We start from the raw sequence: 25,304 nt of genomic DNA on the forward strand, positions 1-25,304 counted from the left end.
ACCGCACATCCTTTCCTTGGCGATCGTCAATACCGGGTCGGAATCCAGTGCAGCGGTTGTTTGGGCGTCTGGTAGCCGTGAGCCTTCTGCCGTTTCGGCAGGGTGATGTCCGTGGATTGCACGGGCTCGTAGGGGATCTGACTCAGAATGTGGCTGATGATGTTGAGTCGTCCGCGTTTCTTGTCATTGTTGTTTGCGACATACCATGGCGCCCAGCCGGTGTCGGTGAAGCGAAACATCTCGTCGCGGGCACGCGAGTAGTCGTACCAATGACTGAACGACTTCAGATCGAGATTCGACAGCTTCCAGATCTTTCGAGGGTCGTCGATCCGGCTCTGCAGACGTAAGAGCTGCTGTTCTTCGCTGACCTCGAGCCAGTACTTGAGCAGAATGACTCCCGATTCGACGATCGCGCGTTCGACGGTCGGAATGAGCTGGAGAAATTGATGTGCTTGTTCTTCGGTGCAAAAGCCCATTACTCGTTCTACACCGGCACGGTTGTACCAACTTCGGTCGAAGATGACGATCTCACCGCCAGCCGGAAGATGCGGGACGTAGCGCTGGACATACATCTGCGAATGCTCTCGCTCGGTCGGGGCGGGTAACGCAACGACCCGGAACACTCGCGGACTCACTCGCTCGGTGATGGCTTTGATGACACCGCCCTTCCCCGCGGTATCTCGACCTTCGAATACGATGCAGACCTTGGCTCCAGACGATTTGACCCACTCCTGCAAAGCCACGAGTTCGCCGTGCAACGGCTTGAGTTTGCGGCGGTACACCTTGTTCTTCATCGGCTTTTCTGCCACGGGCGGCGCGTCGTCGGTAAGGGTCGACGGGGTGTCGTCGTGAAGAATCCGAGCGTTCTTTCCCACTTCCACTCCCTGGCATCATGAGCGCAACGCGAGCGCGCGGGGAACCGTCCGCCCTTATGTGTATGCCCCATATTCGGTGAACCTATTCTCTTCGCAATCGAGACCCGAATCGTGTTGTTTTCGAACCCTTTCCGAGTCTTGACGTGCTCGGCTGGACGGACGACCATTAATGGATGACTGGCGACGAAGAGTTGCTCCACGTCGAGCGGGTGATCACTCGCCTCATTTCCCGCTATCCCGCCGTTCCTCCACCGGAGATCGAAAACAGAGTGCGAACAATTCACCAGCGTTTTGCGGGATGTCGGATCCGCGACTTCGTGCCTCTTCTGGTCGAAAAAGCGGCCAGACAAGAGATCTCGGATCGGAGAATCGTGATTCCGATAATGGATGAGCGGTCGGCGAGTCTGAACTCTCTCGAGCTGTAGCCGGAACGGGGATCGTCGGCGCATACTGAAATGACCTTGGACCAGGGAGTTCTGGCCGAATGCAGGAGCTCAGGCGCGGAACGTCAGCCTCCCGAACTCCTGATGTGTAAAACCGAGTACAGGGAGCGTTGACATGGAAGGCTTCTGGGAATTCTTCTGGTTCATCTTCGTCTGCTTTGCCTTTGTGGCGTACTTGAGCGTGTTGTTCTCGATCATCACCGACTTGTTCCGTGATCACGAGACTTCGGGCTGGGCCAAGGCGTTGTGGATGATATTCCTCTTCGTCATTCCATTCCTGTCCGCGATGATCTACGTGGTCGTCAAGAATGACGGAATGACGAGGCGGTCGATGGAAGCCGCTCAAGAGCACATACACGCGCAGAGTGATTACATTCGAAAGGTCGCCGGGAAATCGCCGACTCAGCAGATCGCCGACGCCAGAGAGCTTCTCGACTCAGGCGCGATCAACGAAGAGGAATTCCAGGCCATCAAGGCAAAGGCGCTGGCGTAGTTTTCGTATCTTCTGCCCCGGGCCTGGCGTCGTCGGTTCCGCCGTCGCCAGGCCCGGCGTCCTGCGCGGCGGCGCGTGCGGGACGAACCAATACTTCCAGTGCGACGAGAGCAACGAGCGCAATGACGACGATCCAACCAACGACCAATCCGGTGGGGTAGCGCCAGAAGAGCAGCAACAGGGCGGCGATGCCGATGATGGCACAGCGCAGTGGGACACGAAGCTGATTGGCCCACCGCTCCACCTGATTCGGCGTTCGGCCGCTTGCAGAATGCCGGACGAAGTCCAACGCCTGCCCGTAGCCTCGACGAACGGCGATCGCCGACGACGACCCACCGATCAGGTAGGCGCCGAGCCCCACCACCACACCGAGGAGCGCAACCGCGCGAAGGCTCGTCCGAAGCGGAACCAGAACTGTGTCGATGACAGCGGTGGCGGCGTCTGGCGAGAGGATATCGGTAGGGACACTGTCGAGGTAGATTGCACGTCCGATCAGAATTCCGATCGCAAGAACAAGCATTCCCAACGCAATCGACAGACCGACCAGGGACAGCGTACGAAGCCTGCGACCGGTTGGCGCAACGGCGACAGCGGCTGCTGCGCAAGCGATTCCCAACCACGGCAGCACCGTCGAGACCTTGTCGAGTGCCGAGACGGCTCGCTGCGCCTTCACCAGCTCGGGGGACTGGAAGAGAACAAACTCCTTGTCCACGGACGGGATTTTGTCTGCGAAAGCGAAGCCGCGGTCGGTCAGCGCCGTTTTCACCCGGTCGATGATCGTGCTCAGTGAAATGCTGACCGTTCCGCTCTGGTCGACCTCGACCGAGTCGGGTCCGTAGTTTCCGGTCATGATGGCGACGAGGGAGTTGTGCGCCGCTCGGTTCGCCTGAATCCAAAGGTCTTCGAACTGCTGCGTCCGAACGAGCGAGGCCACTGTGTCGTGGACGAAACTCTTCGCCTGGCCGGCGATCACCGGTGCCAAACCCACCAACGCCTGGTCCACGCGAGGGGCGTTGGCTTCGAGATTCGACACGTCCGTCAATGCTGTGAGTGCCTCGGTGGTGAGCCCTTCGACGTCGACGCGATCGAAGATCTCGTCCGTGACTTGATTCGTGATCTCCGCTTGCACGGCTGGATTCTCACCCAGTGGCGCTACCGTGCTGACGTAGCGGTCCGTGTCGAGGATCTGACTACGTACGAAGCGGGTGGTTACCGACAAGACTGCGAGCAGTGCGACCAGCACCAGCAGGATTGTCACCGCGGTCCACCGCAGCCCATGTCGAGGTGGTCGGGAGACTTTCTCGACGGTCGTTTCGCGGGCGCTGGGAGTCTGCTCGCGAAGTGTTGCTACCTCTTCGCGCAACCGGGCTAGTTCGGCACGTTCGTCCTCCTGGAGTGGTCCGTCGCTCGTGCCGTTTGCCATGATGGTCCTCCCGGGACGGAAACTACTGGCGCACAGTTGAAATGCTGAACTGCGAAGATGATTCGGCGGGTGACCTCAGATGACCTCGGGATTCCAGGTCGCGACGGCCCAGATGACGAATACGTCGAGCGCGATGATGATGATCGACCACCACGGCGAGTGGGGTAGCCACAGGAAATTCGCGAGGATCGACAGAGAACAGATGACTATCGCGCCTACCCGTGCCCACGTCGCGCCGGTGAAGAGCATGATTCCGACAGCGGTGACGAGCACACCGAGTACGAGGTGGATCCATCCCCACGAAGTGAGGTCGAATTGGTACGTGTATTCCGGGCCGACGACTGTCACGTCGTCCTCCGATATCGCCGAGATGCCTTGGAGGATTTCGAGCACGCCGACTGTGATGAGGAGAACGGCTCCGCCCAGCGCGCTTCCTTTTGCCACACCCTGCTTTACCAGTGAATCCTCGGACATGACCGCCCCTAGATTTGAAGCGCGAAATAGCCTGGCATATTTCCCTGTCCCGACCTTTTACGGTGGTGAAGTAGCCCGTCGGAGGGCAAATCAAACATTGAGCGCTGCACAGCATTGCGATATTCATTCGCCTACGAATTCGAAAGAACCTACCGTGACGGCATGGATATGGCGGACGTAGGTGTGGCGATGAGGCCTGCACCGGGTGTGATCCGGACGGACCGGCTGGTGCTCCGTACCTACCGCCCAGGCGATCACCGGGATCTTCTCACCTTCTACGGGCGCAGCGACGTATGCCGATATTTGCTCAACGAACCCTGGAGTCTCGCGGAGGCTCGGGAGGCCGTGCAGACCAGAATGTCTCGCCGCGACCTGGCATCGGGCGCGGTGGCACTTGTTGTCGAGTACGGGGGCCGGGTTGTCGGAAGCGTGAGTGCTTGGCGAGTCGAAGAATCTGATTGCACAGCCGAAGTCGAGCACACCGCCGAACTCGGGTGGGCATTTTCGCCCGAGTTCGGCGGCCGAGGATTCGCGACGGAAGCAGTGACCGCTCTGATCGACCTCGCGTTCGCGACACCCCGATTGCGCCGCGTGGTCGCGCGAATGGATTCGAGAAACGAATCCTCGGCGCGACTCGCGCAGCGGATCGGTATGAGGCGAGAGGGACATTTTCGGCAGAACGCGTGGATCAAGAACGAGTGGACCGACACCGTGGTTTTCGCGACACTTCGCGGTGAGTGGCCTTCAGTTGCTTGATCAGACCGAGCGGGCTGCTATTTCGCGACCAGTTCGGTCAACTGTGGCACGAGTTCGTCGGTCGCCCACGGAACACTCAGAAGGCTGACGTACATTGTCGCCGCAGTCAGGCGATTGTCGGTGATCCACAGGTCCTTGCCGTTGGCGATGACCGGCCACCGCGAGAACAGAGTGTTGGCCAATGTGCTGTCGACTTCCGACTGATCGCTTGCCCAACCGAGATACACGTCGGTGTTGATCGTGTCGAGCTTTTCCATACTGATGCCGAAAAGGAACGAGTCGCCGGCGAAGTTCTTGGCGCCGTTCACCACGTCGGGAGCGACTGTGAGCCCGAGGTTTTCGACAAACTTGACGCGCGGATCGTCCGGACCGTAGATGGCGGTTTCGGTTTCTCCTTCACGGATGTAGGAACCGAAGGCGAAAGTGACTCCGTTGAATTCGGGATGACTCGCCTTCGATTCCTGGACCGATTCCTCAACCGACTTGATCAGCGCCGCGGTTTGAGCGGGACGCCCGAGTGCCTTGCCGACATCGGTGGCGAGGTTTTGCCACGAGCTGGGCTGATACGGCTTGGTGTCGTACGGGAGGGTCGGGGCGATCGAGCTCAGGCGCTGGTAATCCTGCTCGGAGAAGCCCGAGTACGGGGCAAGAATCAGATCAGGCGCGGCATTGAGAATCTGCTCGAACAGTAGCTCGCCGCTGTCGGAGTAGTACGGCGCAGGCGTGGGCAGCGTCTGGCCCGACTTTTCGAGTTCGGCGCGGGTCCACGGCAGGAACCCGTCGGCGTCGCCGGCCCAAGAGTCCTTCTGCATCGCGATCGGAGTGACACCCAGGGCGATGACCGTGTCTGCCGCTGCGGAATCGAGGGTGAGGATCCGTGTCGGCTCCTTGTCGATGGTGGTCCCGCCGAAAGCGTGCTTGATCGTCACGGGATAGGCGCCGTCCTCGACGGCGGATGCCGATGAATTGTTTTCCTGGGCGTCCGATGACGACTGTGTGCAGGCGGTCAGAGGCAGTGCCGCCGCCAGCATGAGCGCAACAACGATTCGTCGCCTCCGCTGGGGACGAATTCTCTGACGGGCAGATCTGAACACGCGAAACTCCTCGGGATTGATCAGGGAAGTGCTTGCACGACTCAGCGCAGTACGCGCATGAGAGCAGGCTTACCTAAGTGAATGTAGGGCGCGTGCGTGTAGCGAAGGGGCCAGCCGATGTCGACAACAGGTCAGGCTCGAGTCAGTTGACAGCGGCGAGCGCATTGCCGGGGGTGTAGCCGACCGTCTTGCGAAAAGCGGCGATGAAGGAACTCGACGTCCCGTAACCGACACGGCGGCTGACGGCGTTCACACTCATTCCGGTCCCGAGCATGCCGAGGGCCGTGCTCATACGAACCAGAGTGCGCCACTGCGCAAAGCTCAAGGCGAGTTCCGCGGCAAAAATCCGGGTGACCGTACGTCGGCTGAGATTGAGAACGTGAGCCCACTGATCGAGTGATCGATCGTCGGCGGGATCCGACAGCACTTTGTCGACGAGCATCCGTAGCCGCGGATCTCGGGGGATCGGTACGTCGAAGTGAGGTGCTGATGCCGGCGTGAGGAGATCGACACAAACCTGCTGTGCCCGAAGGCGTTGTTCTGCAGGCATTCCGGTGTGGGCGAGGTGTATCAGCAGTGCCCGGGCTGCCTCACTCAGTGTCACGATGCACGGTTCGTTCCAGGCGGGGGTCCACAGCTCGGGGGTGAAGAGCGTGGCGCGGAATGCGACGTGGGGATTTGCCTGACCTTCGTGGAGGACCCCGCGGGGGATCCACAGGCCGACGCCGGGCGTGACGGTCCAGAGTTGATTGTCGATGATCATGTTGACGACACCGCGGTCGGACCAGATCAGTTCGTGCTCGATGTGAGCGTGCTCTGGCCACCGGGTGATGTGGTCGGTCTCGACGATGTACGTCGTGAGTTGGAACGGCGCCGGGACGGCGCGCGCCATCGGAGTGTGGCGGTCGGATTCCCGTAAGTGGGAATCGTCGTCCAGCTGTGGACCGTCGTCGATTTCACGAAGGGCAGGGATCAGCACCGTGGACTACCTCCAGAGCAAAGTTAGGTAAACCTTACACTGATGTGGGCAGCGATCAGTGACTCGCACCGAGTTCGATGAGAAGCACGCCTGCCGCGATGAGGCCGATCCCGACCATCATGAGCCTGGTCAGCGGTTCGCGAAAGAGAATACGGGATGCGATTGCCGTCAACGCCACTCCGCATGCGGTCCAGATTCCGTAGGCGACGCCGATGGTGAGGCCCGCGTCGAGCGCAAGGGTCAGGAAGGCGAAAGCGGCGAGATACCCCACGGTGACAACCGCGAGCCATCGTTTGTCGCTGCCGTCCTGCGACGCCATCCGTAGTGACAACGTCGCGGTGACCTCGGAAATAATTGCAGCGATCAGAAATACGAAGGTCATGCCGGGTCCACCGGCCCGCTGTCGGCACCAACCTGGGAACCGAGTTCGACGCACAGCACTCCGCCGATGACCAGTGCAATCCCGACGCCCATGGTGGCCGTCAGAGGATCTCCGAAAAGGAAAGTTGCGAATACTGCGGTCAGGACAACTCCGGTTGCGCCCCAGATTCCGTATGCAACACCGAGTCCCATGCCCTCCCGCAGGACGAACGACAAGGCGGTGAATGCTGCGAGATATCCGCCGACGACCACGACGTACCAAGCCGGGTGATCGAGGGCGGCGCGCAACGACAGCGTCGCAGACACCTCGGTGAGGATCGCGGTGATCAACAACAGCCATTTCTTCACGGTTGGGATTCTGTCAGGCTCCACCGATTCCGGTCGCGCACTACGGTTGAGACATGACGTGCGTACTGCTCGGTGGAATCCGCAAAGGTGACATCCGCCACGACGCGTCGGTTGGCGATGTGGCCGCAACTCCGATCCTCGACTGGGGCCACGACGACGTGGCCCGCCTCTACGAGGACATTGCAGAAGGTGCGATCCAGTCGGCGCAGGAGTTCCTGGTGTCGGCGCATCGCAGCGTCGCTGCAAATATTTGGCCGGTGTACGGCCTCGACGACCGGCAACCCGTCTCGGTGACATTGAGTCGAGAGCGCGGATCCTGCAGTCAGAGACTGGCTATCGTCGAAGCGTTGGCTCGCCGCCGAGGAATCGCCACCCGAGTACGCGGTCTCGTACTACGCGGGGAATTCTGGTACCCGAGATTTCGGCGTCTACATGCGGTGATTCCGAAGTCAGTGCTGCTGGCGTGGCCGGAATTTCTGGTCGACGGACGCTGGCAGGACATCTCCGAGATCGTTTCACCTGCGGTGGTCTCAGCGCTCGAACCGTTCACGAACACCGGCGAGGAGACACTGTTCGACGCGATCGGACGCGCTCCGATCAGTTGGGGCAAGTCTGTTTCGTGTGATTGCTTGGACTTCTCCGAATTCGTCGACCGCGATCTGGGCACCTTCGAATCTCGCGACGTGCTCTTCGAGGAATTCGGACAGACGATGTCGACCCCCGTCAGAATTCTCGTCGACCCGGTTTTCCGGAACTGGAGTGCATCCGGCTGACGCGCGACGCGAGGTCTAGGCTGTTCTGCATGTCTGTGCGTACCCCATTGGTCCCTGGAACCGTCTCTCCCGTCCTCGCTGTGCCCTCGAAGATCGAGCGGCCCGAGTACGCGTGGAAGCCGACCGCCAAAGAGGGCAACGAGCCCTGGGTTCAGACGCCGGAAACGATCGAGGCGATGCGCATCGCCAGCAAGATCGCTGCAGGCGCGCTGCAGGAAGCCGGCAAGGCTGTCGCTCCCGGTGTCACGACCGACGAACTCGACCGCATCGCACACGAGTTCATGCTCGACCACGGTGCATACCCGTCGACGTTGGGCTACAAGAGCTTTCCCAAGTCGTGCTGCACGTCTCTCAACGAGGTGATCTGCCACGGAATCCCCGACTCGACTGTGATCCAGGACGGCGACATCGTCAATATCGACGTCACCGCGTACATCAACGGGGTACACGGCGACACCAATGCGACATTCCTCGCCGGTGACGTGTCCGAAGAGAACCGCTTGCTCGTCGAGCGCACACACGAGGCAACGATGCGGGCCATCAAAGCCGTCAAGCCCGGCCGCGCGCTCAACGTGATCGGACGTGTCATCGAGTCCTACGCCCATCGGTTCGGGTACGGCGTCGTCCGGGACTTCACCGGACACGGAATCGGCGAGACCTTCCACAACGGCCTCGTGATCCTGCACTACGACGAGCCCGCGGTCGAGACGATCATCGAACCGGGCATGGTCTTCACGATCGAACCGATGATCAACCTCGGTGGTATCGACTACGAGATCTGGGAGGACGGTTGGACCGTCGTCACCAAGGACCGTAAGTGGACGGCGCAGTTCGAGCACACCTTGGTGGTCACCGAGACCGGTGCAGAGATTCTCACCCTGCCTTGAGTTCGGAGATGCGCGGCGCTCTGCTGGTAGCCGGCACTACTTCCGACGCAGGCAAGAGCGTTCTTGTGGCCGGATTGTGTCGCATGTTGGCGCGTCGAGGCGTCCGAGTGGCGCCGTTCAAGGCGCAGAACATGTCGAACAACTCCGTGGTCACGCTGGACGGCGGAGAGATCGGCCGTGCGCAGGCACTTCAGGCGCGTGCATGCGGTCTGGAGCCGAGTGTTCGATTCAATCCGGTGCTGCTCAAGCCTGGAAGTGACCGCACGTCGCAATTGGTTGTTCGGGGCAAGGCGATGACCACAGTGGGTGCTCGCGACTACATGCAGCATCGGCAGTGGCTTCGCGCCGTCGTGGCCGAAGATCTCGAATCGCTTCGATCCGAGTTCGACGTCGTGATCTGTGAAGGCGCCGGTTCACCGGCCGAAATCAACTTGCGCGCAACGGATCTTGCCAACATGGGATTGGCTGAGGCTGCGCGGATTCCGGTCGTCGTCGTCGGTGACATCGATCGCGGCGGCGTCCTGGCCCATCTGTTCGGGACCGTTGCTGTGCTCTCGCCGAGCGACCAGGCATTGATCGCGGGATTTGTGATCAACAAATTCCGCGGTGACGTTGCACTGTTGGAACCCGGACTGGAACAACTGCGCAGCCTCACCGGTCGACCCACTCTCGGAGTGATCCCGTTTGCCGACGATCTTTGGCTCGACGCCGAGGATTCGCTTGGCGTCACCGGCAATGCCCCGGTAGGGCGCCCGGGCCCACCCGTCGGTTCGGCCTGGCTCACCGTTGCTGCGGTTCGGCTCCCGCGCATCTCCAACTCCACGGACGTCGAGGCACTGGCATGTGAACCGGGCGTGGCAGTTTCGTGGGTGACCGATCCGTCGCGGATTCGCGAAGCGGACCTCGTGGTGATCCCCGGTAGTAAGTCCACCGTGAGTGACCTCGAGTGGTTGCGAAGTACCGGCCTGGCCGACGAGATCGTCGCGCGAGCAGGTCGCGGGCAAGCAGTCCTGGGAATCTGCGGCGGTTACCAGATGCTGGGTAATTCCATCGTCGACGACGTCGAATCAGGATCAGGGACCACCGCGGGACTGGGTCTGCTGGACCTCGATGTCGAGTTCGCTCCGGACAAGGTGCTGGCGCAGATGACCGGTACGGCAGACGGTATCTCGGTGTCCGGGTACGAGATTCATCACGGACGCGTCGTGCGCAACGGGGACCACCCATTGCTGGCGGACTCGAGCGGTATGCCGGAAGGCAGTGTGCGAGGGCCTGTTCGAGGGACACACTGGCACGGTCTCCTGGAAAGTGACGACTTTCGGCGCAGCCTGCTGCGTGAGCTCGCGGTTCCCGGTTTTGTTGCTGCACCCGACACCGCGGTTGCCGCGGTGCGAGAACAACAACTCGACCTTCTCGCTGATCTCGTCGAGCAGCACCTCGATCAGGATCTACTCGAGAAACTGATCAACGGTGGGGCGCCTATCGGGCTCCCCGTCATTGCTTCCGCACTCGAAGCCTGAGAGCGCTCCCGCGGGTGTCGACGTGGACGCGGTAGAATAGCCAGGCCTCACTCCCGCGACGGCTCCCTAGTAGGAGTGTGCGCGGTGACAGATCAATTCGACGGCTTGCTGACCGACTTCAGTGACGAGGTGCTGGTCGACTCGGCAATGCTCGGCGATCATGCGGCCTTCGACGTCATCGTTCGCCGATACGGCCCGCACTTGTATCGATTTGCCCGTCGACTCGTCACCAGTGAGAGTGACGTCGACGACATCGTCCAGGAAACCTGCGTTGCCGCCTGGCGCCAACTTCCGAGGTTTCAGCGGCGCTCGAGCATCAAGACCTGGTTGTTCGCGATCTGTTCTCGCAAGATCTCGGATGTCCATCGAAAAGTCGGCTCCTGCGCCGCCGATGTGGACGGACTTCGGGACGAAGTCGATACTCGATTGCGCGATCCGAGCGAGGAAGTATGCGGCACAGCATTTCTCGACGCTCTTGAAGCCGAACTCGATCGTCTACCGCTGCGTCAGCGCGCCGCCTGGGTCTTGCGGGAAGTCGAGGGCATGACGTATCCACAGATCGCAGTTGTCCTGGAACTGAGTCCGGACGCGGTTCGTGGCCAACACACTCGGGCGAGGCGGAATCTGGGTCTCGCGCTCGATCGATGGCGATGACGACTCGGCGGTTTGCCGGGTTCTGTCACCGAACTCACTCTACTGACGGCCCGGGTAGCTGGAAGAATGCTTCGTCGTGGATACCGCTTTCGACCCCAGAGGCTTCGACCCGAGAACCGAGGATTCGGTGCCGTCGGTACTGCCGGACGATGCGACGGCAACTGGTGCTGACGTCGCCGTCGAGGCTGCGGAAACTCGGCTGACGGCACGTGCGGTCAGAGAGTTGCTGGCAGCGCTCGGGGGAAGTATCGGCGACGAGGACGAACTCGTGGTTCTACTCCAGCGCGCCGTCGAAATCGCGAACGACGCCATCGACGGCGCCGACAGCATCGGCGTCACCATCGATCTTGCCGGGCAGACCTACACCGCCGTTCACACCGATTCGCGGACCCTGCGCGTCGACATCGAGCAATACGACGCCGGCGACGGACCATGTCTGCACGCGGCTCGAACCGGTGAAACCGTAGTCGTCGATGCCGAGACCAGCGCAGAACGCTGGCCGCGGTTCGCGGCGGCCGCGAAGGACGAAGGGATCAAGTCCTTTCTCGCGGCGCCGCTCTTCACGCCGGATCAGCGACTCGGTTCGTTCAACCTGTACGGACGTGCCCCAGCGGCCTTCGACAGCGTCGACGCGGAAGTCATGGAGATTCTCACGACAACAGTCTCACGCGCGATCGGAGACTTCTCCCGTTTCAAATCTGCCAAGGCCGTAGCTGACGCCCTGCAACGCGCGCTCGAGACTCGGGCGCCGATCGAACAGGCCAAAGGCATGCTGATGGCCATCCATCGAATCGACGCCGACACCGCATTTCGCATGCTGCGCAAGCAGTCTCAGACCACGAACACCAAGTTGCGTGACGTGGCAGCCGAGATCGTCGAGACGTATTCCGCGCCGCCTACCGCGGTCTAGTTCGACGGAGACCGACGTACGGCCTCGAGCGCGACGACCACGCTCGCGGCGACAACCACGTGCATCAGCGCGAGCGTGACCGTGCTGGCGGCGTCGAAGTCCGCGGCGATCGTCAGGGCGATGGTGCCGAGCGCAAACACTGCACCCACGACCTGAGCGATGCGGATGATCGGCTCCCACTTCAGTGAGATCAACATTGCGAGCGACAAACCGACCAGCAACGGCACTACCGTAAGTGTGATGACCCCGCCGGGAGCTACGCTCGCCACCTTTCCCTGATCTGTCATCTCGAACGATCCGCCCGATGCCAGGCCGATCAACCACAGGATCAGGTTGGCGACGAGGGCCATGACCGTGGCGCCGAGTACGGCACGCGGCTTGGTGAGGTGGAGGTTGTGTGCGGTTGAAGCGATTGCAGACATGATGTTCTCCCGGCTCGATGCGATGCTCTTGTGACGTCGCTCTGGTGAATAGACCCGCCGGCGGGGAGGAACTCATCGCTGAGGTTGACTATTGCCCGTCGACGACGGGCACTGCGGTGCCGGTGACCGAGATACCGCCGTCGACTGGGATGTCGACTTCGAGCACACTGGGACGCCCGACGTGTCGGCCCTGGTGGATGGTGATCCGCCGCGGAGTGGCCGCGGGTTCGAGTTTGCGCAGGTAACCGCCGGTCGATGCCGCTGCGGACCCGGTTGCGGGATCCTCGACGATGTTTCCCACCGGAAACAGATTTCGGGCTTCAAAGGTGTTGTCGTCGAGGGGATGCAGGATCGTCACCGTGCCGGCCCATCCCTGCGCGTCCATCAGAGTTCGCATTGCGGATGGATCGAAGGTGAACTCGTCGAATGTCGACTGATCACGAAGTACGACGATCGGGTGAGTGTTGCCGGCGTACGAAAGCATTGCCGGATACCGCGCGTCGAGCGCAGACGAATCGACGCCGATGAGCCCGAGCAGCGCTGTCAGCACGGCGTGATCGATCGGCGAGACCGATGGTTCGACGCTGGTGAAGGTCGCGGTGGACGTTCCGTCCTCGTCGGTCGTCGTGTCGATGGATACCGGTCCGATCGGTGTTTCGAATGTGAAGGTTCCGTCGCCGTCTCGCTCGGTGAGAGCGATGGCCGTCGCAATAGTGGCATGACCGCAGAACGGTACTTCGGCGATAGGGGAGAAGTACCGGATCCGGCTGTGGCGCGGGTTGCCTCCGAGTACCGGTTCGATGAGGAACGCCGTCTCGGCATACCCGACATCGGCTGCAACAGATTGTAATTCGGAGTCGTCGAGTCCGCGCGCGTCGAGCACTACGCCGGCCGGATTACCGCCGGCCGGATCCGAACTGAACGCAGTCAGCCGGAGGATGTCGTGAGAAGTTGCCATGTCGACCATCTTTGTCCGCTGTCGTCCATCGGGGGAAGAGACATCGCGCGATTGCGGTCCGCGATCTTCGAACTGGACTGCCTCCGGAACAAACCGGCCGCACGGCGTCGTTGCTGCAGACATGAGCAATGACACAGACACCGACGAAGCGTTGTTCGCACTCGTGGCCGAGGGAAAACAAGGTGTGCTGGCAACCGTCAAGCGTGACGGCCGCCCACAGTTGTCCAACATCATTTACCGCTGGGATGACGAGTCGAAGACGGCTTCCGTGTCCATCACAGCCGATCGCGCCAAGAGTAAAAATGCGATCCGTGATCCGCGGGTTTCCCTCCACGTCAGCGCGCCCGACTTCTGGAGCTACGCCGTGATCGAAGGACTTGCCGAGGTGACACCCGTCGCGGCCGATCCTCACGACGAAGTGTCTGACGCACTGGTCGAGCTGTACCGGGACATCAGCGGTCAGGAGCATCCCGATTGGGAGGAGTACCGCGAAGCGATGGTTGCGGAGCGTCGACAGATCGTCACGGTGCGCGCTGATCACGTCTACGGAATGACGAGGCTCCCCAAGCCGTCCGGTACCTAGAGCCGCGCCCCACTGGAGTTCGGCCCACCCCCACTTTCGAGCGAACGGTACGCCCGTCGCCTCAGATGCGCCGAAAGCCACTTTCGCTCCGAGTGGAGGCGGTACAGAGCGAACAATTCGGGCTCGTAGCGGCGCGTGAATGTATGAGTGGTCATACTTCTGTCGACTCCAGGGTCCTCCACTGTGTGGATCGCGTACCGTTTCCAGACATGGAATTGACTCGAGTAGCGGTGGGCAGTGGTTCGTGCACCGTTCGGATCGACGGGCCGGTCAGCAAGCATGCGGTACTCCTGCTTCCCGGCAAGGGCGACCCCGTCGACTTGTACGACGATGTGTGTGAGCGACTGCATCATTCGGACCTGCGGACCGTCGCGGTGGAATCGATCGAGAATCTCGACGAGACCTCGGCAGTGGTACTGCTGGACGAGTTGAACATCGCCTGGGTGAATCTGGTCGGTCACCGGGAGGGCGCCGATCTCGCGTGGCTGTTGGCTGCACGTCAGTTCGGCCGCTTCGCGAGTTTGATCGCCGTGGACCGTGGACATCCGTCGGCCAGCGATATTGCCGGCGTTCCGCCGGTCGAGGTTCCGACCACCGTAGTCGTGGGCAGTGGAGGTCGGGCCATCGCCGACGCCAGCGGTCGTTTCGTGTACTCCGACTTCCGCGTGACGGAACTTCCGGGTGTCGACGACGTCGTCAAGTCGGCACCGGCCGAACTCGCAACCGAGATCGTGCTGCGTACCAGCCCCTGGTGAAACTCTGACCTACGAAAAGGCGGGCATTCCCATTGCGAGGAGTGCCCGCCTTTTCGGCGTCGTTGGGGCGGCGGGGCTCAGATGTCGAGGCCGAGCAACGCGTTCTCGACCACTTCGGCCAGGGCCGGGTGGATCCAGTACTGGCCACGCGCCATGTCCTGAGCCGACAAACCGAAGCTCATCGCCTGAATGAGCGGCTGGATGACGGTCGGAGCCTGAGTGCCCATGACGTGGGCACCGAGGATGCGTCCGGTGCCGCGCTCGGCGATCACCTTGCAGATGCCCTCCTGATCCTCCATCGCCCAGCCGTACGCGACGTCGCCGTAAGCCTGCACCTTGACCGTGATGTCGAGTCCGGCGTCGCGAGCCTGCTTCTCCGTCATTCCGACGTCGGCGATCTGCGGGTCGGTGAACACGGCTGCCGGCACGAAGCGGTGATCGGTGCTGCGAAGCCCGGACGTGTCCTTCCACGCGTCCTGGAGCAGGTTGTGTTGAACAACGCGCGCTTCATGGTTGGCGACGTGCTTGAGCTGGTACGGCGAGGAGACGTCACCGAGTGCGAAGACGCCCTCGGCGGTGGTGCGTTGGTATTCGTCGACCACGATCGAGCCCTTGTCGTCGAGTTCGACGCCGGCCTTGTCGAGACCGAGTAGGTCACCGTTCGGCTGACGACCGACCGCGACGAGGAGAACGTCACCGGAAACGACTGTGCCGTTTGCCAGTTCGACGGCGATGTTGTCGCCGTCGCCGCCTACCGACGTGAGGGGGGAGCCCAGATGGACGTCCCACTTCTGTTCGGCCAACTCGGTGAAGCGCTCGGAGATCTCGTCGTCGAGGTGCCGCAGCAGTCGCTGGCTGCGACCGATGATCGACACGCGAGAACCCAACGCGGAGAACACGTGTGCGAACTCGGTGGCGATGAATCCAGAGCCGACGATCACGAGGTGCTCGGGAAGTTCGGGCAGTCGCATGATGTCTTCGTTGGTGTAGTACTTCACACCACTCGACGCGATCTCGTTCGGGATGATCGGACGCGAACCGGCTGCGATGACCACCTGGTCAGCGGTGATCGTCTCGCCGGTTCCGGTGTCGATCGTCTTGTCGCCGGTGAACGTGGCGTGGCCGCGGTAGACGGTGGTGTTGGGACTGTCTTCGCTGCGGTACCGCTCACCACCTGCAGAAATGGGATCGATGCGGCCGAAGACGCGCTTGACGATGTCGGACCAACGAACGCCGTCGAGCGTGGCGTCGACGCCGTACTTCTCGGCAGTGGTGACGGTGCGTGCCACCTCGGCGGCGTAGACGAACATCTTGGTCGGGATACACCCGACATTGAGGCACGTTCCGCCGAAGGTGCCCTCTTCGAGGATTGCGATCTTCTTGCCGTCGAACCGCTCGTCGGGCAGCGAGTTTCCGGATCCGCTGCCGATGATTGCAAGGTCGTAGTGCGTCACTGCGCGATCTCCTGTGTGTTGCTTGCTGTGCTTGCCGAACTTTCTGCGGCCGGGGTGAGGTGGCCGTCGAGCCACTCCAACCACAGGTCGAGTTCGGAAAAGGCTGTGGCCAAGGGCTTCTCGGTCGAAAGGAACACGTCGTGACGGGCGCCGTCGATCGGGACGATGGTGGTGCGATCGCCGAGGCAACCGGCCCAACGTGCGATCTGCTTGACGTCGAGCACGGAATCGGCGAGGTCGACGCTCGGGTTGTACGCCTTCGCGAACTGCGACTTCTTCGAGCGCAGAATCAGCGCGGGCACTCCGATGTCTAGGCCGCGGTGAAGTTTTGCGTGACCCGCTCGGACGGCCCGCATCCAGCCGAAGGTAACGGGGCAGCCGGCCAGTGGCTTCCAGTCGAGGTTGTAATCCCAGACGCCGTTGGCCGAAACATGAAGACTGGAACCGTAAGTCGGTAATCCAGTTCCCGGGATCACCGTCTTCGCCGATACCCGTCCGAGCGCATCGATCGCCGTAGTACCGACGTTGCGCACCACTGAGGGACCCTGAAGGTCGAACCAGGGGCTGTTGAGTACCAGCCCGCAGATTCCGGCGCCGTCGCTGCCACCGGGCTTGCGCTGCAAACGGTTCAGCCAGAGCGGAACGATCAGACCGCCGGTGGAGTGCGCCATGAGCAGCACCTCGCTGCCCTCGGTCTCGCTGCGGACGATGCGCAGCGCTTCGTTCAGTTCGGCGTCGTAGAGCGCAAGGTCGGAGACGTAATGAGCTGTGTGCCCCGGTTTGAGGGAGCGGCCGCACTTACGCAGGTCGAGTGCGAAGAAGGCGTAACCCTGCTCGGCAAAGTGCTCGGCGAGGTGCTTCTGGAAGAAGTAATCGGTGAAGCCGTGCACGTACAAAACGGCACGGTGTGTCTTCACCGCCTCCTTCTGCGGTTGGTAGCGGACCAGTGTTGCGTCCACCTCGCCTTCGCCGTCCGGATCCGTTCCGAGCGGGATCGTCAGCTGCTGATATCCGTCACCGAGGACGTCTGGAACCCAAGTAGTCACAAATCACAATCTAATCGTCGTTTCGAGTGCGCGTTGTAGAGCACAATTGGGGGTGGTGAACCGCGCGTGTACGCACGGGTAACCTATTCGGCGTAACACAGCAGGCGGATGCGCGCACGGCTAATGACAAGGAAGTCGATTCTCCAGTGTCGAATCAGAACGCGGTAGAGACGAAGACGGATGTAGTGCTCGTGGGCGCAGGCATCATGAGCGCCACGCTGGGTGCATTGCTGCGCCAGCTGCAGCCCGATTGGTCGATCTCGACCTTCGAGCGGCTCGATGCCGTCGCAGCCGAGAGCAGCGACCCCTGGAACAACGCGGGAACCGGTCACTCAGCCCTGTGTGAGCTCAATTACACACCTGAGAACTCGGACGGCACGGTCGACATCAAGAAGGCCGTCAACGTCAACGAACAGTTCCAGGTGTCACGCCAGTTCTGGGCACACGCGGTAGAGCAGGGCGTCCTGACGCAGCCCAAGGAATTCATCAACCCCATCGCGCACGTGAGCTTCGTTCACGGTGAGGCCAACGCCAAGTACCTCCGTGCTCGTTACGACGCACTTGCCGGCCACACGCTCTTCCGCGGTATGGAGTACATCGACGATCCGGCCGAGTTCAGCAAGCGTTTGCCGCTCATGGCCAAGGGACGCGACTTCTCCGATCCCATCGCCCTGAACTGGAGCCAGGACGGCACCGACGTCGATTTCGGAGCGCTCACCAAGCAGCTCATCGGCTACATCGGCAAGACCGGCGGCAAGATGTACTTCGGCCACGAGGTCACCAACCTGACCCAGAACTCGGACAAGTCCTGGACCGTCAAGGTCACCAACCGTCGCACCGGTGAAAAGCGCACCGTTCGCTCGCGCTTCGTGTTCGTCGGTGCCGGTGGCGGCGCCCTGCACCTGCTGCAGAAGTCGGGCATCAAGGAAGCCAAGGGCTTCGGAGGCTTCCCGGTCAGCGGTGCCTTCCTGCGATGCACCAACCCCGAACTCATCGACCAGCACAGCGCCAAGGTCTACGGCAAGGCTGCCGTCGGCGCCCCGCCCATGTCGGTGCCTCACCTGGACACCCGTGTCATCGGCAACAAGCCGGGTCTGCTGTTCGGTCCCTACGCTGGTTGGTCGCCGAAGTTCCTCAAGCAGGGTCGCGTCACCGACCTGCCCGGCTCGGTCAAGCCGAACAACATCCTCTCGATGCTCGGTGTCGGTGTCAGCGAGCTCGGCCTGGTCAAGTACCTGGTCAGCGAGCTTGCCAAGAACGAAGCCGGTCGCATCTGGGATCTGCGTGAGTTCGCGCCCAAGGCGCAGGCCCAGGACTGGGAACTCATCACCGCGGGCCAGCGCGTCCAGGTGATCCGCCGTGCCAAGGGCAAGGGTGGTGTCCTCGAATTCGGTACCGCTGTGGTCGCCGCTGAGGACGGTTCCATCGCCGGCCTGCTCGGTGCTTCGCCCGGTGCGTCCACGGCCGTCCCGGCGATGCTGGACGTACTCGAGCGCTGCTTCCCGACCGAGTTCCAGGGTTGGAAGGGCAAGCTCCGCGAGATGGTTCCGTCCATCGGCGTCAAGCTCACCGACAACGAAGGCCTGTTCAACCAGGTCTGGGATTGGTCCTCGAAGGTTCTCGAGCTCGATTCCGCCGGTGCTTCCGAATCGGCTCCGGTCGCGGATACCGCCGCGACTGTGTGATAGTCCAACCCATGACGGCAACAGCAGCTTTGAAGCGTTCATGGGCACTCGATCTCGACAACAAGACGTTCTACGAGTTGTTGAAGCTTCGAGTGGAGGTCTTTGTCGTCGAGCAGGCTTGCCCGTATCCCGAGTTGGACGGGCGGGACCTGCTGACGGAAACACGCCACTTCTGGCTCGAGCAGGACGGCCAGGTGGTGTGCACGCTCCGGCTGCTCGAAGAGCACGACGACGGAAACAAGAGCTTCCGAATCGGACGCCTGTGCACGTCGCGTCAGGCTCGCGGCCAGGGCCACACGACCCGCCTCCTGCAGGCCGCACTGGCCGAGGTCGGCGAAGCGCCGTGTCGGATCAACGCCCAGACCTACTTGGTCGAGATGTACGCCAAGCACGGATTCAAGGCTGACGGCGAAGAGTTCATCGAAGACGGCATCCCGCACACCCCGATGCGTCGTGGTGGGGGAGAGCCTTTCGTGGCCGTCAGCTAGTTTGTCGGAGAATTGACCCTGGTCGGCTCGTGGGAAAGCGAGCCGACTAGGGTTTTTTCGATACCGAATGTTCGCGGGGAAGTCCTGTTCGATCCAGGCGCGGTCCCGCCACTGTGAAAGATCTCTCCTCTACCGATAAACCGGGAGATCTCAGCCAGGTTGCCGCGACATTCGAGTGCAGCCAAATTCTCGGCGAGGAAACCGAGAGGTGGAGGGATATCGACGTGCGAAGTGAAGAAGATCGACCAGTGGCGGGCTTCCCGTTCAGTGCTGTGGTCGGCCAGGATCAATTGCGATTGGCGCTGATCCTGTGTGCGGTGCATCCAGGGATCGGCGGGGTCCTGGTCCGCGGTGAGAAGGGAACTGCCAAGTCGACGGTCGTGCGCGCGCTGACTGCGCTGCTGCCCGCGGTCGACGACGCCGGAACGACACGACCGGCCCGCTTGGTCGAACTGCCCGTGGGCGCGACCGAAGACCGGGTGATCGGTTCGATCGACTTGGAGAAGGTTCTGCGTGACGGTGAGCGCGCATTCCAACCTGGACTGCTCGCCACCGCTCACCAGGGTGTTCTGTACGTCGACGAGGTGAATCTGCTTCACGACCACCTGGTCGACGTGCTTCTCGACGCCGCGGCGATGGGCCGGGTTCACATCGAGCGTGACGGCATCTCCCATTCGCATCCGGCCAAGTTCGTACTCGTCGGCACGATGAATCCCGAAGAGGGAGAACTGCGTCCGCAACTTCTGGACCGTTTCGGTCTGGCTGTCGACGTCGCCGCTTCCCGCGACGTCGACATTCGCATGGAAGTGGTGCGTCGCCGACTCGACTACGAGCGTGACCCCGAGGCATTTGTCGCTCGGTACGTATCCGCCGATGAGGAGTTGGCGTCCGAAATCCTCACGGCGCGTGAGAAATTGGACTCGGTCGAGCTGAACAACCGCGAACTGCGTCGTATCGCCTCGCTGTGTGCGTCGTTCGACGTCGACGGTATGCGCGCGGACTTGGTGCTGGCGCGCACCGCGACGGCCCACGCTGCCTGGCGCGGCGACAGTGAAGTCACTGCGGAGGACGTACGAGTAGCGGCGGAACTGACGCTGCCGCATCGCCGCCGCCGCGATCCGTTCGACGAGCCCGGCTTGGATCAGCAGCAGTTGGACGATGCGCTCGAGCAGGCCGACCAGGATGCTCAGTCGCAGGTAGAGGACGACGCGCGCGACGGAGAGCCCGAACCTCCCGAAAATCACGAAGACCGTGGCCCGGAAGATGGCGGCTCCGATGACGGCGGTCCCGGACACGAAGGGCCGGACGACGACGGGCCTGACGACGACGGCCCGGACGACCCTGACGGACCTGGTGGGGGAGTACGCGCCACCGATCGCCCCTCGGCTCCACCGGCCGGCGAATTCAAGGCCAAGCTCCTCGAAGTTCCGGGAGTCGGTGAAGGTGCACCGGGACGACGCTCGCGGTCCATGTCGTCCCGTGGACGAGTTGTGCGGTCCACGCGGGAGCGTGGGCACGGATTGCATCTGACGAGCACGGTCTTTGCCGCAGCCGAGTCTCAAGTTGCCCGTGGTCGCACTGCTGGACGGTTGCGGCTGGCACCCGCTGATCTCCGCGGCGCGATACGTGAAGGGCGAGAAGGCAATCTGATCGTCTTCGTTGTCGACGCGTCGGGGTCGATGGCAGCACGCGACCGCCTCTCCGCGGTCACCGGTGCGGTTGTCTCGTTGCTCCGCGACGCCTATCAGCGCCGCGACAAGGTCGCCGTCATCACCGTCCGTGGTCGTGAAGCGGAGCTCGTACTGCCGCCGACATCTTCGGTGGACATCGCTGTCCGTCGCTTGCAGTCGATGCGTACCGGCGGCAAATCCCCACTCGCAGAGGGATTCCTGCGTGCTCGCGAAGTGGTTCTGCGTGAACGACTTCGTGACCCGCAGCGTCGCGCCCTCGTCGTCACACTCACCGACGGCCGGGCAACCGGCGGCAAGGACGCGCTGCACCGCGCCCGCGTCGCCGCGCATCTTCTCGCCGACGCGTCCGTCGCGTCCATCGTCGTCGACTGCGAGACCGGCCTCGTGCGTCTGGGGCTGGCGGCCGAGTTGGCGCGAGAACTACGTGGCGGATACGTCCGCCTCGCCGAATTGTCAGCGCAGCAGGTCGCGGGTGTCGTCCGCGCCGCAGCCTAGATCCCAGCTCAGGAGTTCACGATGCCCAAGGGTGTTCCCGAGACAGTTCCCGACGACGGTCTGACCACGCGTCAGCGTCGTAACGCGCCGGTACTTGCCGTGCACACCGGCCCGGGAAAGGGTAAGTCCACCGCCGCTTTCGGCATGGCGCTGCGTGCCTGGAATCAGGGGTTCGACATCGGCGTGTTCCAGTTCGTGAAGAGTGCCAAGTGGAAGGTCGGAGAGGAAGCCGCGTTCCGCGCGCTCGGAAACCTGCACGACGAAACCGGCGTCGGTGGGCCGGTGCAGTGGCACAAGATGGGCGAAGGTTGGTCATGGACACGCAAGGCCGGTAGCGAGGAAGATCATGCTGCTGCCGCTGCGGAGGGTTGGCAGGAGATCGCGAGAAGGCTTGCGAGCGAGGAACATCGATTCTATGTCCTCGACGAGTTCACCTATCCGCTCAAGTGGGGCTGGGTCGACGTCGACGAGGTCGTGCAGACACTGCGCGATCGTCCGGGCAACCAGCACGTTGTCATCACGGGACGCGACGCCCCGCAGGCGTTGATCGACGCCGCCGACCTCGTGACCGAGATGACCAAGATCAAGCACCCGATGGATGCCGGCCGAAAGGGCCAACGGGGCATCGAATGGTAAGTCCTTCCACTCCGGCCGTGGTGATCGCTGCTCCTGCCTCGGGTAGCGGAAAGACCACGGTGGCAACGGGATTGATCGGCGCGCTGCGACGGTCCGGTAGCAGCGTTGCACCCTTCAAGGTGGGGCCGGACTACATCGACCCGGGTTATCACGGACTCGCGGCAGGGCGGCCCGGACGCAACCTCGACACTGTTCTGGTGGGCCCGGATCGCATCGGACCGCTCTACCGGCATGGAACCGCTGGTTGCGACATCGCCGTGGTCGAAGGCGTCATGGGTCTGTTCGACGGGAAGATCGACGAGGCAAACTCGCAGCCGTCGGCGGAGGGATCGACGGCGCAGGTCGCGTCGATCCTCGGTTCGCCGGTAGTCCTCGTGATCGACGCCCGTGGGCACAGTCAGAGTCTGGCCGCCGTACTCCACGGCTTCGCGACCTACGACGCAGGTGTGCGCATCGGCGGCGTCATTCTCAATCGCGTCGGGAGCGCTCGTCACGAGCAGGTGTTGCGTCATGCGTGCGACAAGGTCGGCGTCGCAGTGCTCGGAGTTGTGCCACGGTTGACCGAACTCGAAGTTCCCTCCCGGCACCTCGGCCTGATTCCGGCGGCCGAGCACGGCGCCGCCGCTGTGGCCGCAGTGGACGCGATGTCCGACTTGATTGCCTCGCACGTCGATCTGGGTGCTGTTCGCGCACTGGCCGCCTCGAACGTGAGTGCAGCTGCATGGGATCCGGTTGCCGAGGTCGGCGCACACGCAGAGTCTCGGCCTGTGGTTGCCATGGCGGGTGGCCCGGCCTTCACCTTCGGCTATGCCGAGCACCGGGAGCTGTTGACTGCCGCCGGCGCGGACGTGCAGGTGTTCGACCCGTTGCGGGACGAGCTTCCTGCGGGAACTGCCGCTCTGGTCCTTCCCGGTGGCTTCCCGGAAGAACACGCGGTAGACCTCGCGGCCAATACCGTTCTGCTGCAGCAGGTTCGTGACCTGGCGGACGGCGGCGCACCGATCCACGCCGAGTGTGCCGGTCTGCTCTACCTCGCTCGCAGCTTGGACGGTCACAGCATGGCCGGTGTGGTCGGAGTGGATGCGACGTTCGGGAAACGCCTGACCCTCGGGTACCGCGAAGCAGTGGCGATCAGCGACTCCAGCCTCTTCGAAGCAGGCTCCCGCGTCACCGGTCACGAGTTCCACCGAACGTCTCTCGTCTCGGCAGACGCGGACGGTTGCGGAAGTGCGTGGGGGTGGCGGCCCTGGGACGGCGGCAGTGTCCGCGAAGGATTTGTTCGCGGCGGCGTCCACGCGTCGTATCTCCACACTCATCCGGTAGGGCAGCCCGAATCGATCGCGAAGTTCGTCGATGCCGCACGGGGATGACCTCTGTATCGGCGTGGGATTCACGACGAGTGTCACCGCGAAGAACATCGTCGCTGCGGTGAAGGCTGTGCCCGCGGCGCAAGGGAAGATCGTGGTACTCGCCACTGTGGCGGCAAAAGCTGAGTCTTCGGCTCTTCTGACAGCGGCCCATGAACTGAACGTCCCGATTGTGAGTTTCGCCCCGGACGTACTTGCGCGAGTTCAAGTTCCGTCACCATCGCCTCGCGTCGAGAACGCCGTCGGAACGGCAAGCGTCGCGGAAGCGGCTGCGATCCTCGCGTCCGGGGGCGGCCGACTTGTGCTGGCCAAGACTGCCAGGGATGGAGTGACCGTGGCCGCGGCCCGTAAAGTTCCCTCCAGCTTGACCAATTCTGACAACGAAACGGAGTGCGAGTGAGCGAGTCCACCGCAGACGAGACCAACTACCTGGTCGGCCTCAACCTGACCGATCGACGCGTGGTCGTGTTCGGTGGCGGCACTGTGGCTCAGCGCCGACTCGGACTGCTGGTCGCCTCTGGTGCCCGCGTTCACGTCATCAGTCGCGCGTTCACTCCAGCCGTCGAAGGTATGGCCACTGCCGGTCAGATCACGGTCGAAGAGCGCCCGTACGCCGACGGCGACCTCGAAGGTGCGTGGTACGCCATCGCCTCGACCGACGAGCCGGAAACCAATGCGGCGATCGTCGCCGAAGCGGAGCGTCGCCACATCTTCTGCGTGCGCGCCGACAACGCGAAGCACGGCACCGCCGTCACTCCCGCCAGCGCCGAGTACGACGGTATGAGCATCGGAATTCTGGCGGGCGGCGATCACCGTCGTTCGGCAGCAGTCCGCACCGCCGTCGTCGAAGGTCTTCAGTCGGGCGTGCTCGCCGATACGGCCGAGCCTGCCGCTGCGGGTGTTGCTCTCGTCGGTGGTGGCCCCGGTGATCCCGATCTGATCACCGTGCGCGGACGCCGTTTGCTCGCCCGCGCCGACGTCGTCGTGGCCGACCGATTGGCTCCGCCGGAGTTGCTCGCCGAACTGGGTCCGGACGTAGAGGTGATCGACGCCGCGAAGATCCCGTACGGCCGTGCCATGGCTCAGGAGGCCATCAACGCCGCGCTGATCGACAACGCGAAGGCAGGCAAGTTCGTGGTCCGCCTCAAGGGCGGGGACCCGTACGTCTTCGGACGGGGATACGAAGAACTCGAAGCGTGTGCCGCTGCCGGCGTTCCGGTGACCGTAGTGCCCGGAATCACGAGCGCGATCTCGGTCCCGTCGGCCGCAGGCATCCCGGTCACCCACCGCGGCGTCACCCACGAGTTCGTCGTCGTCAGTGGGCACGTGGCTCCGGATCATCCGGATTCGCTGGTCGACTGGTCGGCACTGGCCAAGTTGCGCGGCACGATCGTGCTGCTCATGGCGGTCGAGCGCATCGATCAGTTCGCGAAGGCACTCGTCGACGGTGGACGCCCGTCAACCACGCCGGTCACCGTGATCCAAGAGGGCACTCTGCGCACCCAGCGTGAACTTCGGGCCGATCTGGCGACCGTTGCTCAGCGCGTCAAGGACGAGGAGATCAAGCCTCCGGCGATCATCGTGATCGGGCCGGTCGCGGGCTTTTCCGTCGACGCTGGGTAACGTGAAGTCTTGTGTCTGATTCCCCAACATCTGAAACCGCTTCGGCGAATGCCCCGGTAGCGACTCGAGTCATCGGGCTTGCCATCATCGT

At 62.7% G+C, this 25,304-nt stretch carries 28 protein-coding genes; 17 read left to right on the plus strand and 11 right to left on the minus strand.

Features of this window, described 5'->3' with window-relative positions; translation table 11 throughout:
* Window positions 1-26 precede the first annotated feature (26 nt).
* A complete protein-coding gene (gene ppk2, locus P0M12_RS24815) occupies window positions 27-857 on the minus strand; it encodes a polyphosphate kinase 2 (protein WP_085989950.1) in 831 nt (276 codons plus the stop codon).
* A 191-nt stretch (window positions 858-1,048) separates the two neighbouring features.
* Here ppk2 and P0M12_RS24820 point away from each other — a divergent pair, with 191 nt between their 5' ends.
* Both P0M12_RS24820 and P0M12_RS24825 read left to right on the plus strand, forming a co-directional pair.
* Window positions 1,049-1,300, plus strand: a complete 252-nt coding sequence (locus P0M12_RS24820) for a hypothetical protein (RefSeq protein ID WP_007734945.1) — start codon at window positions 1,049-1,051, stop codon at window positions 1,298-1,300.
* 133 nt (window positions 1,301-1,433) lie between these two features.
* Window positions 1,434-1,811, plus strand: a complete 378-nt coding sequence (locus P0M12_RS24825; RefSeq protein ID WP_007734948.1) for an SHOCT domain-containing protein — start codon at window positions 1,434-1,436, stop codon at window positions 1,809-1,811.
* Here P0M12_RS24825 and P0M12_RS24830 read toward each other — a convergent pair.
* Entirely contained in the window at window positions 1,789-3,234 is a 1,446-nt protein-coding gene (locus P0M12_RS24830) for a hypothetical protein (protein WP_277377011.1), read from the minus strand. The genes P0M12_RS24825 and P0M12_RS24830 overlap by 23 nt on opposite strands.
* Before the next feature lie 75 nt (window positions 3,235-3,309).
* Window positions 3,310-3,708 (minus strand): hypothetical protein, encoded by a 399-nt coding sequence (locus P0M12_RS24835; protein WP_007734954.1) that lies wholly within the window; start codon window positions 3,706-3,708, stop codon window positions 3,310-3,312.
* A 162-nt stretch (window positions 3,709-3,870) separates the two neighbouring features.
* Here P0M12_RS24835 and P0M12_RS24840 point away from each other — a divergent pair, with 162 nt between their 5' ends.
* The gene (locus P0M12_RS24840) at window positions 3,871-4,464 is read left to right on the plus strand and encodes a GNAT family protein (RefSeq protein ID WP_050656477.1); all 594 of its coding nucleotides are present in this window, start codon (window positions 3,871-3,873) and stop codon (window positions 4,462-4,464) included.
* 17 nt (window positions 4,465-4,481) lie between these two features.
* Here P0M12_RS24840 and P0M12_RS24845 read toward each other — a convergent pair whose 3' ends face one another.
* The 4 genes from P0M12_RS24845 to P0M12_RS24860 all read right to left on the minus strand — a co-directional run bounded on the left by P0M12_RS24845 (window position 4,482) and on the right by P0M12_RS24860 (window position 7,266).
* Entirely contained in the window at window positions 4,482-5,558 is a 1,077-nt protein-coding gene (locus tag P0M12_RS24845) for an ABC transporter substrate-binding protein (RefSeq protein ID WP_232508949.1), read from the minus strand.
* Window positions 5,559-5,700: 142 nt separating this feature from the next.
* Window positions 5,701-6,537, minus strand: coding sequence for an AraC family transcriptional regulator (locus P0M12_RS24850; protein ID WP_007734963.1), 837 nt, complete (start codon window positions 6,535-6,537; stop codon window positions 5,701-5,703).
* Between the two features lie 55 nt (window positions 6,538-6,592).
* Window positions 6,593-6,919 (minus strand): SMR family transporter, encoded by a 327-nt coding sequence (locus tag P0M12_RS24855; protein ID WP_003942819.1) that lies wholly within the window; start codon window positions 6,917-6,919, stop codon window positions 6,593-6,595.
* Window positions 6,916-7,266 carry an SMR family transporter gene (locus tag P0M12_RS24860; RefSeq protein WP_277377012.1) on the minus strand — a complete coding sequence of 117 codons (351 nt, stop codon included), beginning with the start codon at window positions 7,264-7,266 and terminating at the stop codon, window positions 6,916-6,918. The genes P0M12_RS24855 and P0M12_RS24860 overlap by 4 nt, the downstream gene beginning before the upstream one ends.
* A gap of 53 nt (window positions 7,267-7,319) precedes the next feature.
* Between P0M12_RS24860 and P0M12_RS24865 the strand changes: the two genes are divergently transcribed.
* The 5 genes from P0M12_RS24865 (at window position 7,320) to P0M12_RS24885 (ending at window position 12,010) form a co-directional block, all read left to right on the plus strand.
* On the plus strand, window positions 7,320-8,039 hold the full coding sequence (locus P0M12_RS24865) for a transglutaminase domain-containing protein (protein ID WP_277377013.1): 720 nt from the start codon (window positions 7,320-7,322) through the stop codon (window positions 8,037-8,039).
* 29 nt (window positions 8,040-8,068) lie between these two features.
* Entirely contained in the window at window positions 8,069-8,926 is an 858-nt protein-coding gene (gene map, locus P0M12_RS24870) for a type I methionyl aminopeptidase (protein WP_007734970.1), read from the plus strand.
* 8 nt (window positions 8,927-8,934) lie between these two features.
* Window positions 8,935-10,446 carry a cobyric acid synthase gene (locus tag P0M12_RS24875; RefSeq protein ID WP_211920597.1) on the plus strand — a complete coding sequence of 504 codons (1,512 nt, stop codon included), beginning with the start codon at window positions 8,935-8,937 and terminating at the stop codon, window positions 10,444-10,446.
* An 84-nt stretch (window positions 10,447-10,530) separates the two neighbouring features.
* A complete protein-coding gene (locus P0M12_RS24880; RefSeq protein ID WP_019748032.1) occupies window positions 10,531-11,100 on the plus strand; it encodes a sigma-70 family RNA polymerase sigma factor in 570 nt (189 codons plus the stop codon).
* Window positions 11,101-11,176: 76 nt separating this feature from the next.
* Window positions 11,177-12,010: a GAF and ANTAR domain-containing protein gene (locus P0M12_RS24885; RefSeq protein WP_277377014.1), complete on the plus strand. Its 834-nt coding sequence runs from the start codon at window positions 11,177-11,179 to the stop codon at window positions 12,008-12,010.
* Here P0M12_RS24885 and P0M12_RS24890 read toward each other — a convergent pair.
* A complete protein-coding gene (locus P0M12_RS24890; RefSeq protein WP_007734977.1) occupies window positions 12,007-12,432 on the minus strand; it encodes a DUF6069 family protein in 426 nt (141 codons plus the stop codon). The two genes, P0M12_RS24885 and P0M12_RS24890, sit on opposite strands and share 4 nt — an antisense overlap.
* An 88-nt stretch (window positions 12,433-12,520) precedes the next feature.
* Window positions 12,521-13,390 carry a PhzF family phenazine biosynthesis protein gene (locus P0M12_RS24895; RefSeq protein WP_277377015.1) on the minus strand — a complete coding sequence of 290 codons (870 nt, stop codon included), beginning with the start codon at window positions 13,388-13,390 and terminating at the stop codon, window positions 12,521-12,523.
* Window positions 13,391-13,511: 121 nt separating this feature from the next.
* Here P0M12_RS24895 and P0M12_RS24900 point away from each other — a divergent pair, with 121 nt between their 5' ends.
* Together P0M12_RS24900 and P0M12_RS24905 are read left to right on the plus strand one after the other, a co-directional pair.
* Window positions 13,512-13,973 carry a PPOX class F420-dependent oxidoreductase gene (locus P0M12_RS24900; RefSeq protein ID WP_277377016.1) on the plus strand — a complete coding sequence of 154 codons (462 nt, stop codon included), beginning with the start codon at window positions 13,512-13,514 and terminating at the stop codon, window positions 13,971-13,973.
* A gap of 209 nt (window positions 13,974-14,182) precedes the next feature.
* The gene (locus P0M12_RS24905) at window positions 14,183-14,728 is read left to right on the plus strand and encodes a hypothetical protein (protein WP_003942671.1); all 546 of its coding nucleotides are present in this window, start codon (window positions 14,183-14,185) and stop codon (window positions 14,726-14,728) included.
* Window positions 14,729-14,805: 77 nt separating this feature from the next.
* Here the strand turns inward: P0M12_RS24905 and mtr are convergent, their stop codons facing one another.
* Window positions 14,806-16,182, minus strand: a complete 1,377-nt coding sequence (mtr, locus tag P0M12_RS24910) for a mycothione reductase (RefSeq protein WP_042450758.1) — start codon at window positions 16,180-16,182, stop codon at window positions 14,806-14,808.
* Complete coding sequence (locus tag P0M12_RS24915; RefSeq protein ID WP_003942674.1) at window positions 16,179-17,228, minus strand: alpha/beta hydrolase; 1,050 nt, start codon at window positions 17,226-17,228, stop codon at window positions 16,179-16,181. Before P0M12_RS24915 ends, mtr begins: the two co-directional genes overlap by 4 nt.
* Window positions 17,229-17,374: 146 nt before the next feature.
* Here P0M12_RS24915 and mqo point away from each other — a divergent pair, with 146 nt between their 5' ends.
* The 7 genes from mqo to cobA all read left to right on the plus strand — a co-directional run bounded on the left by mqo (window position 17,375) and on the right by cobA (window position 25,213).
* Complete coding sequence (gene mqo, locus P0M12_RS24920; protein WP_003942820.1) at window positions 17,375-18,913, plus strand: malate dehydrogenase (quinone); 1,539 nt, start codon at window positions 17,375-17,377, stop codon at window positions 18,911-18,913.
* Window positions 18,914-18,924: 11 nt separating this feature from the next.
* Entirely contained in the window at window positions 18,925-19,401 is a 477-nt protein-coding gene (locus tag P0M12_RS24925) for a GNAT family N-acetyltransferase (protein WP_003942808.1), read from the plus strand.
* 224 nt (window positions 19,402-19,625) lie between these two features.
* Window positions 19,626-21,587: a magnesium chelatase subunit D family protein gene (locus P0M12_RS24930; RefSeq protein ID WP_234551355.1), complete on the plus strand. Its 1,962-nt coding sequence runs from the start codon at window positions 19,626-19,628 to the stop codon at window positions 21,585-21,587.
* Between the two features lie 21 nt (window positions 21,588-21,608).
* A complete protein-coding gene (gene cobO / locus P0M12_RS24935) occupies window positions 21,609-22,223 on the plus strand; it encodes a cob(I)yrinic acid a,c-diamide adenosyltransferase (protein ID WP_003942784.1) in 615 nt (204 codons plus the stop codon).
* Complete coding sequence (locus P0M12_RS24940) at window positions 22,217-23,593, plus strand: cobyrinate a,c-diamide synthase (RefSeq protein WP_030535626.1); 1,377 nt, start codon at window positions 22,217-22,219, stop codon at window positions 23,591-23,593. The genes cobO and P0M12_RS24940 overlap by 7 nt, the downstream gene beginning before the upstream one ends.
* Window positions 23,577-23,990, plus strand: a complete 414-nt coding sequence (locus tag P0M12_RS24945; RefSeq protein WP_030535625.1) for a cobalamin biosynthesis protein — start codon at window positions 23,577-23,579, stop codon at window positions 23,988-23,990. Before P0M12_RS24940 ends, P0M12_RS24945 begins: the two co-directional genes overlap by 17 nt.
* A complete protein-coding gene (gene cobA, locus P0M12_RS24950) occupies window positions 23,987-25,213 on the plus strand; it encodes a uroporphyrinogen-III C-methyltransferase (RefSeq protein WP_047271356.1) in 1,227 nt (408 codons plus the stop codon). Before P0M12_RS24945 ends, cobA begins: the two co-directional genes overlap by 4 nt.
* The last annotated feature ends 91 nt before the right edge of the window (window positions 25,214-25,304 follow it).

The organism is Rhodococcus sp. RCBS9 (genome assembly GCF_029457415.1).
In the GTDB taxonomy this organism is placed as follows: Bacteria; Actinomycetota; Actinomycetes; order Mycobacteriales; family Mycobacteriaceae; genus Rhodococcus_F; species Rhodococcus_F qingshengii.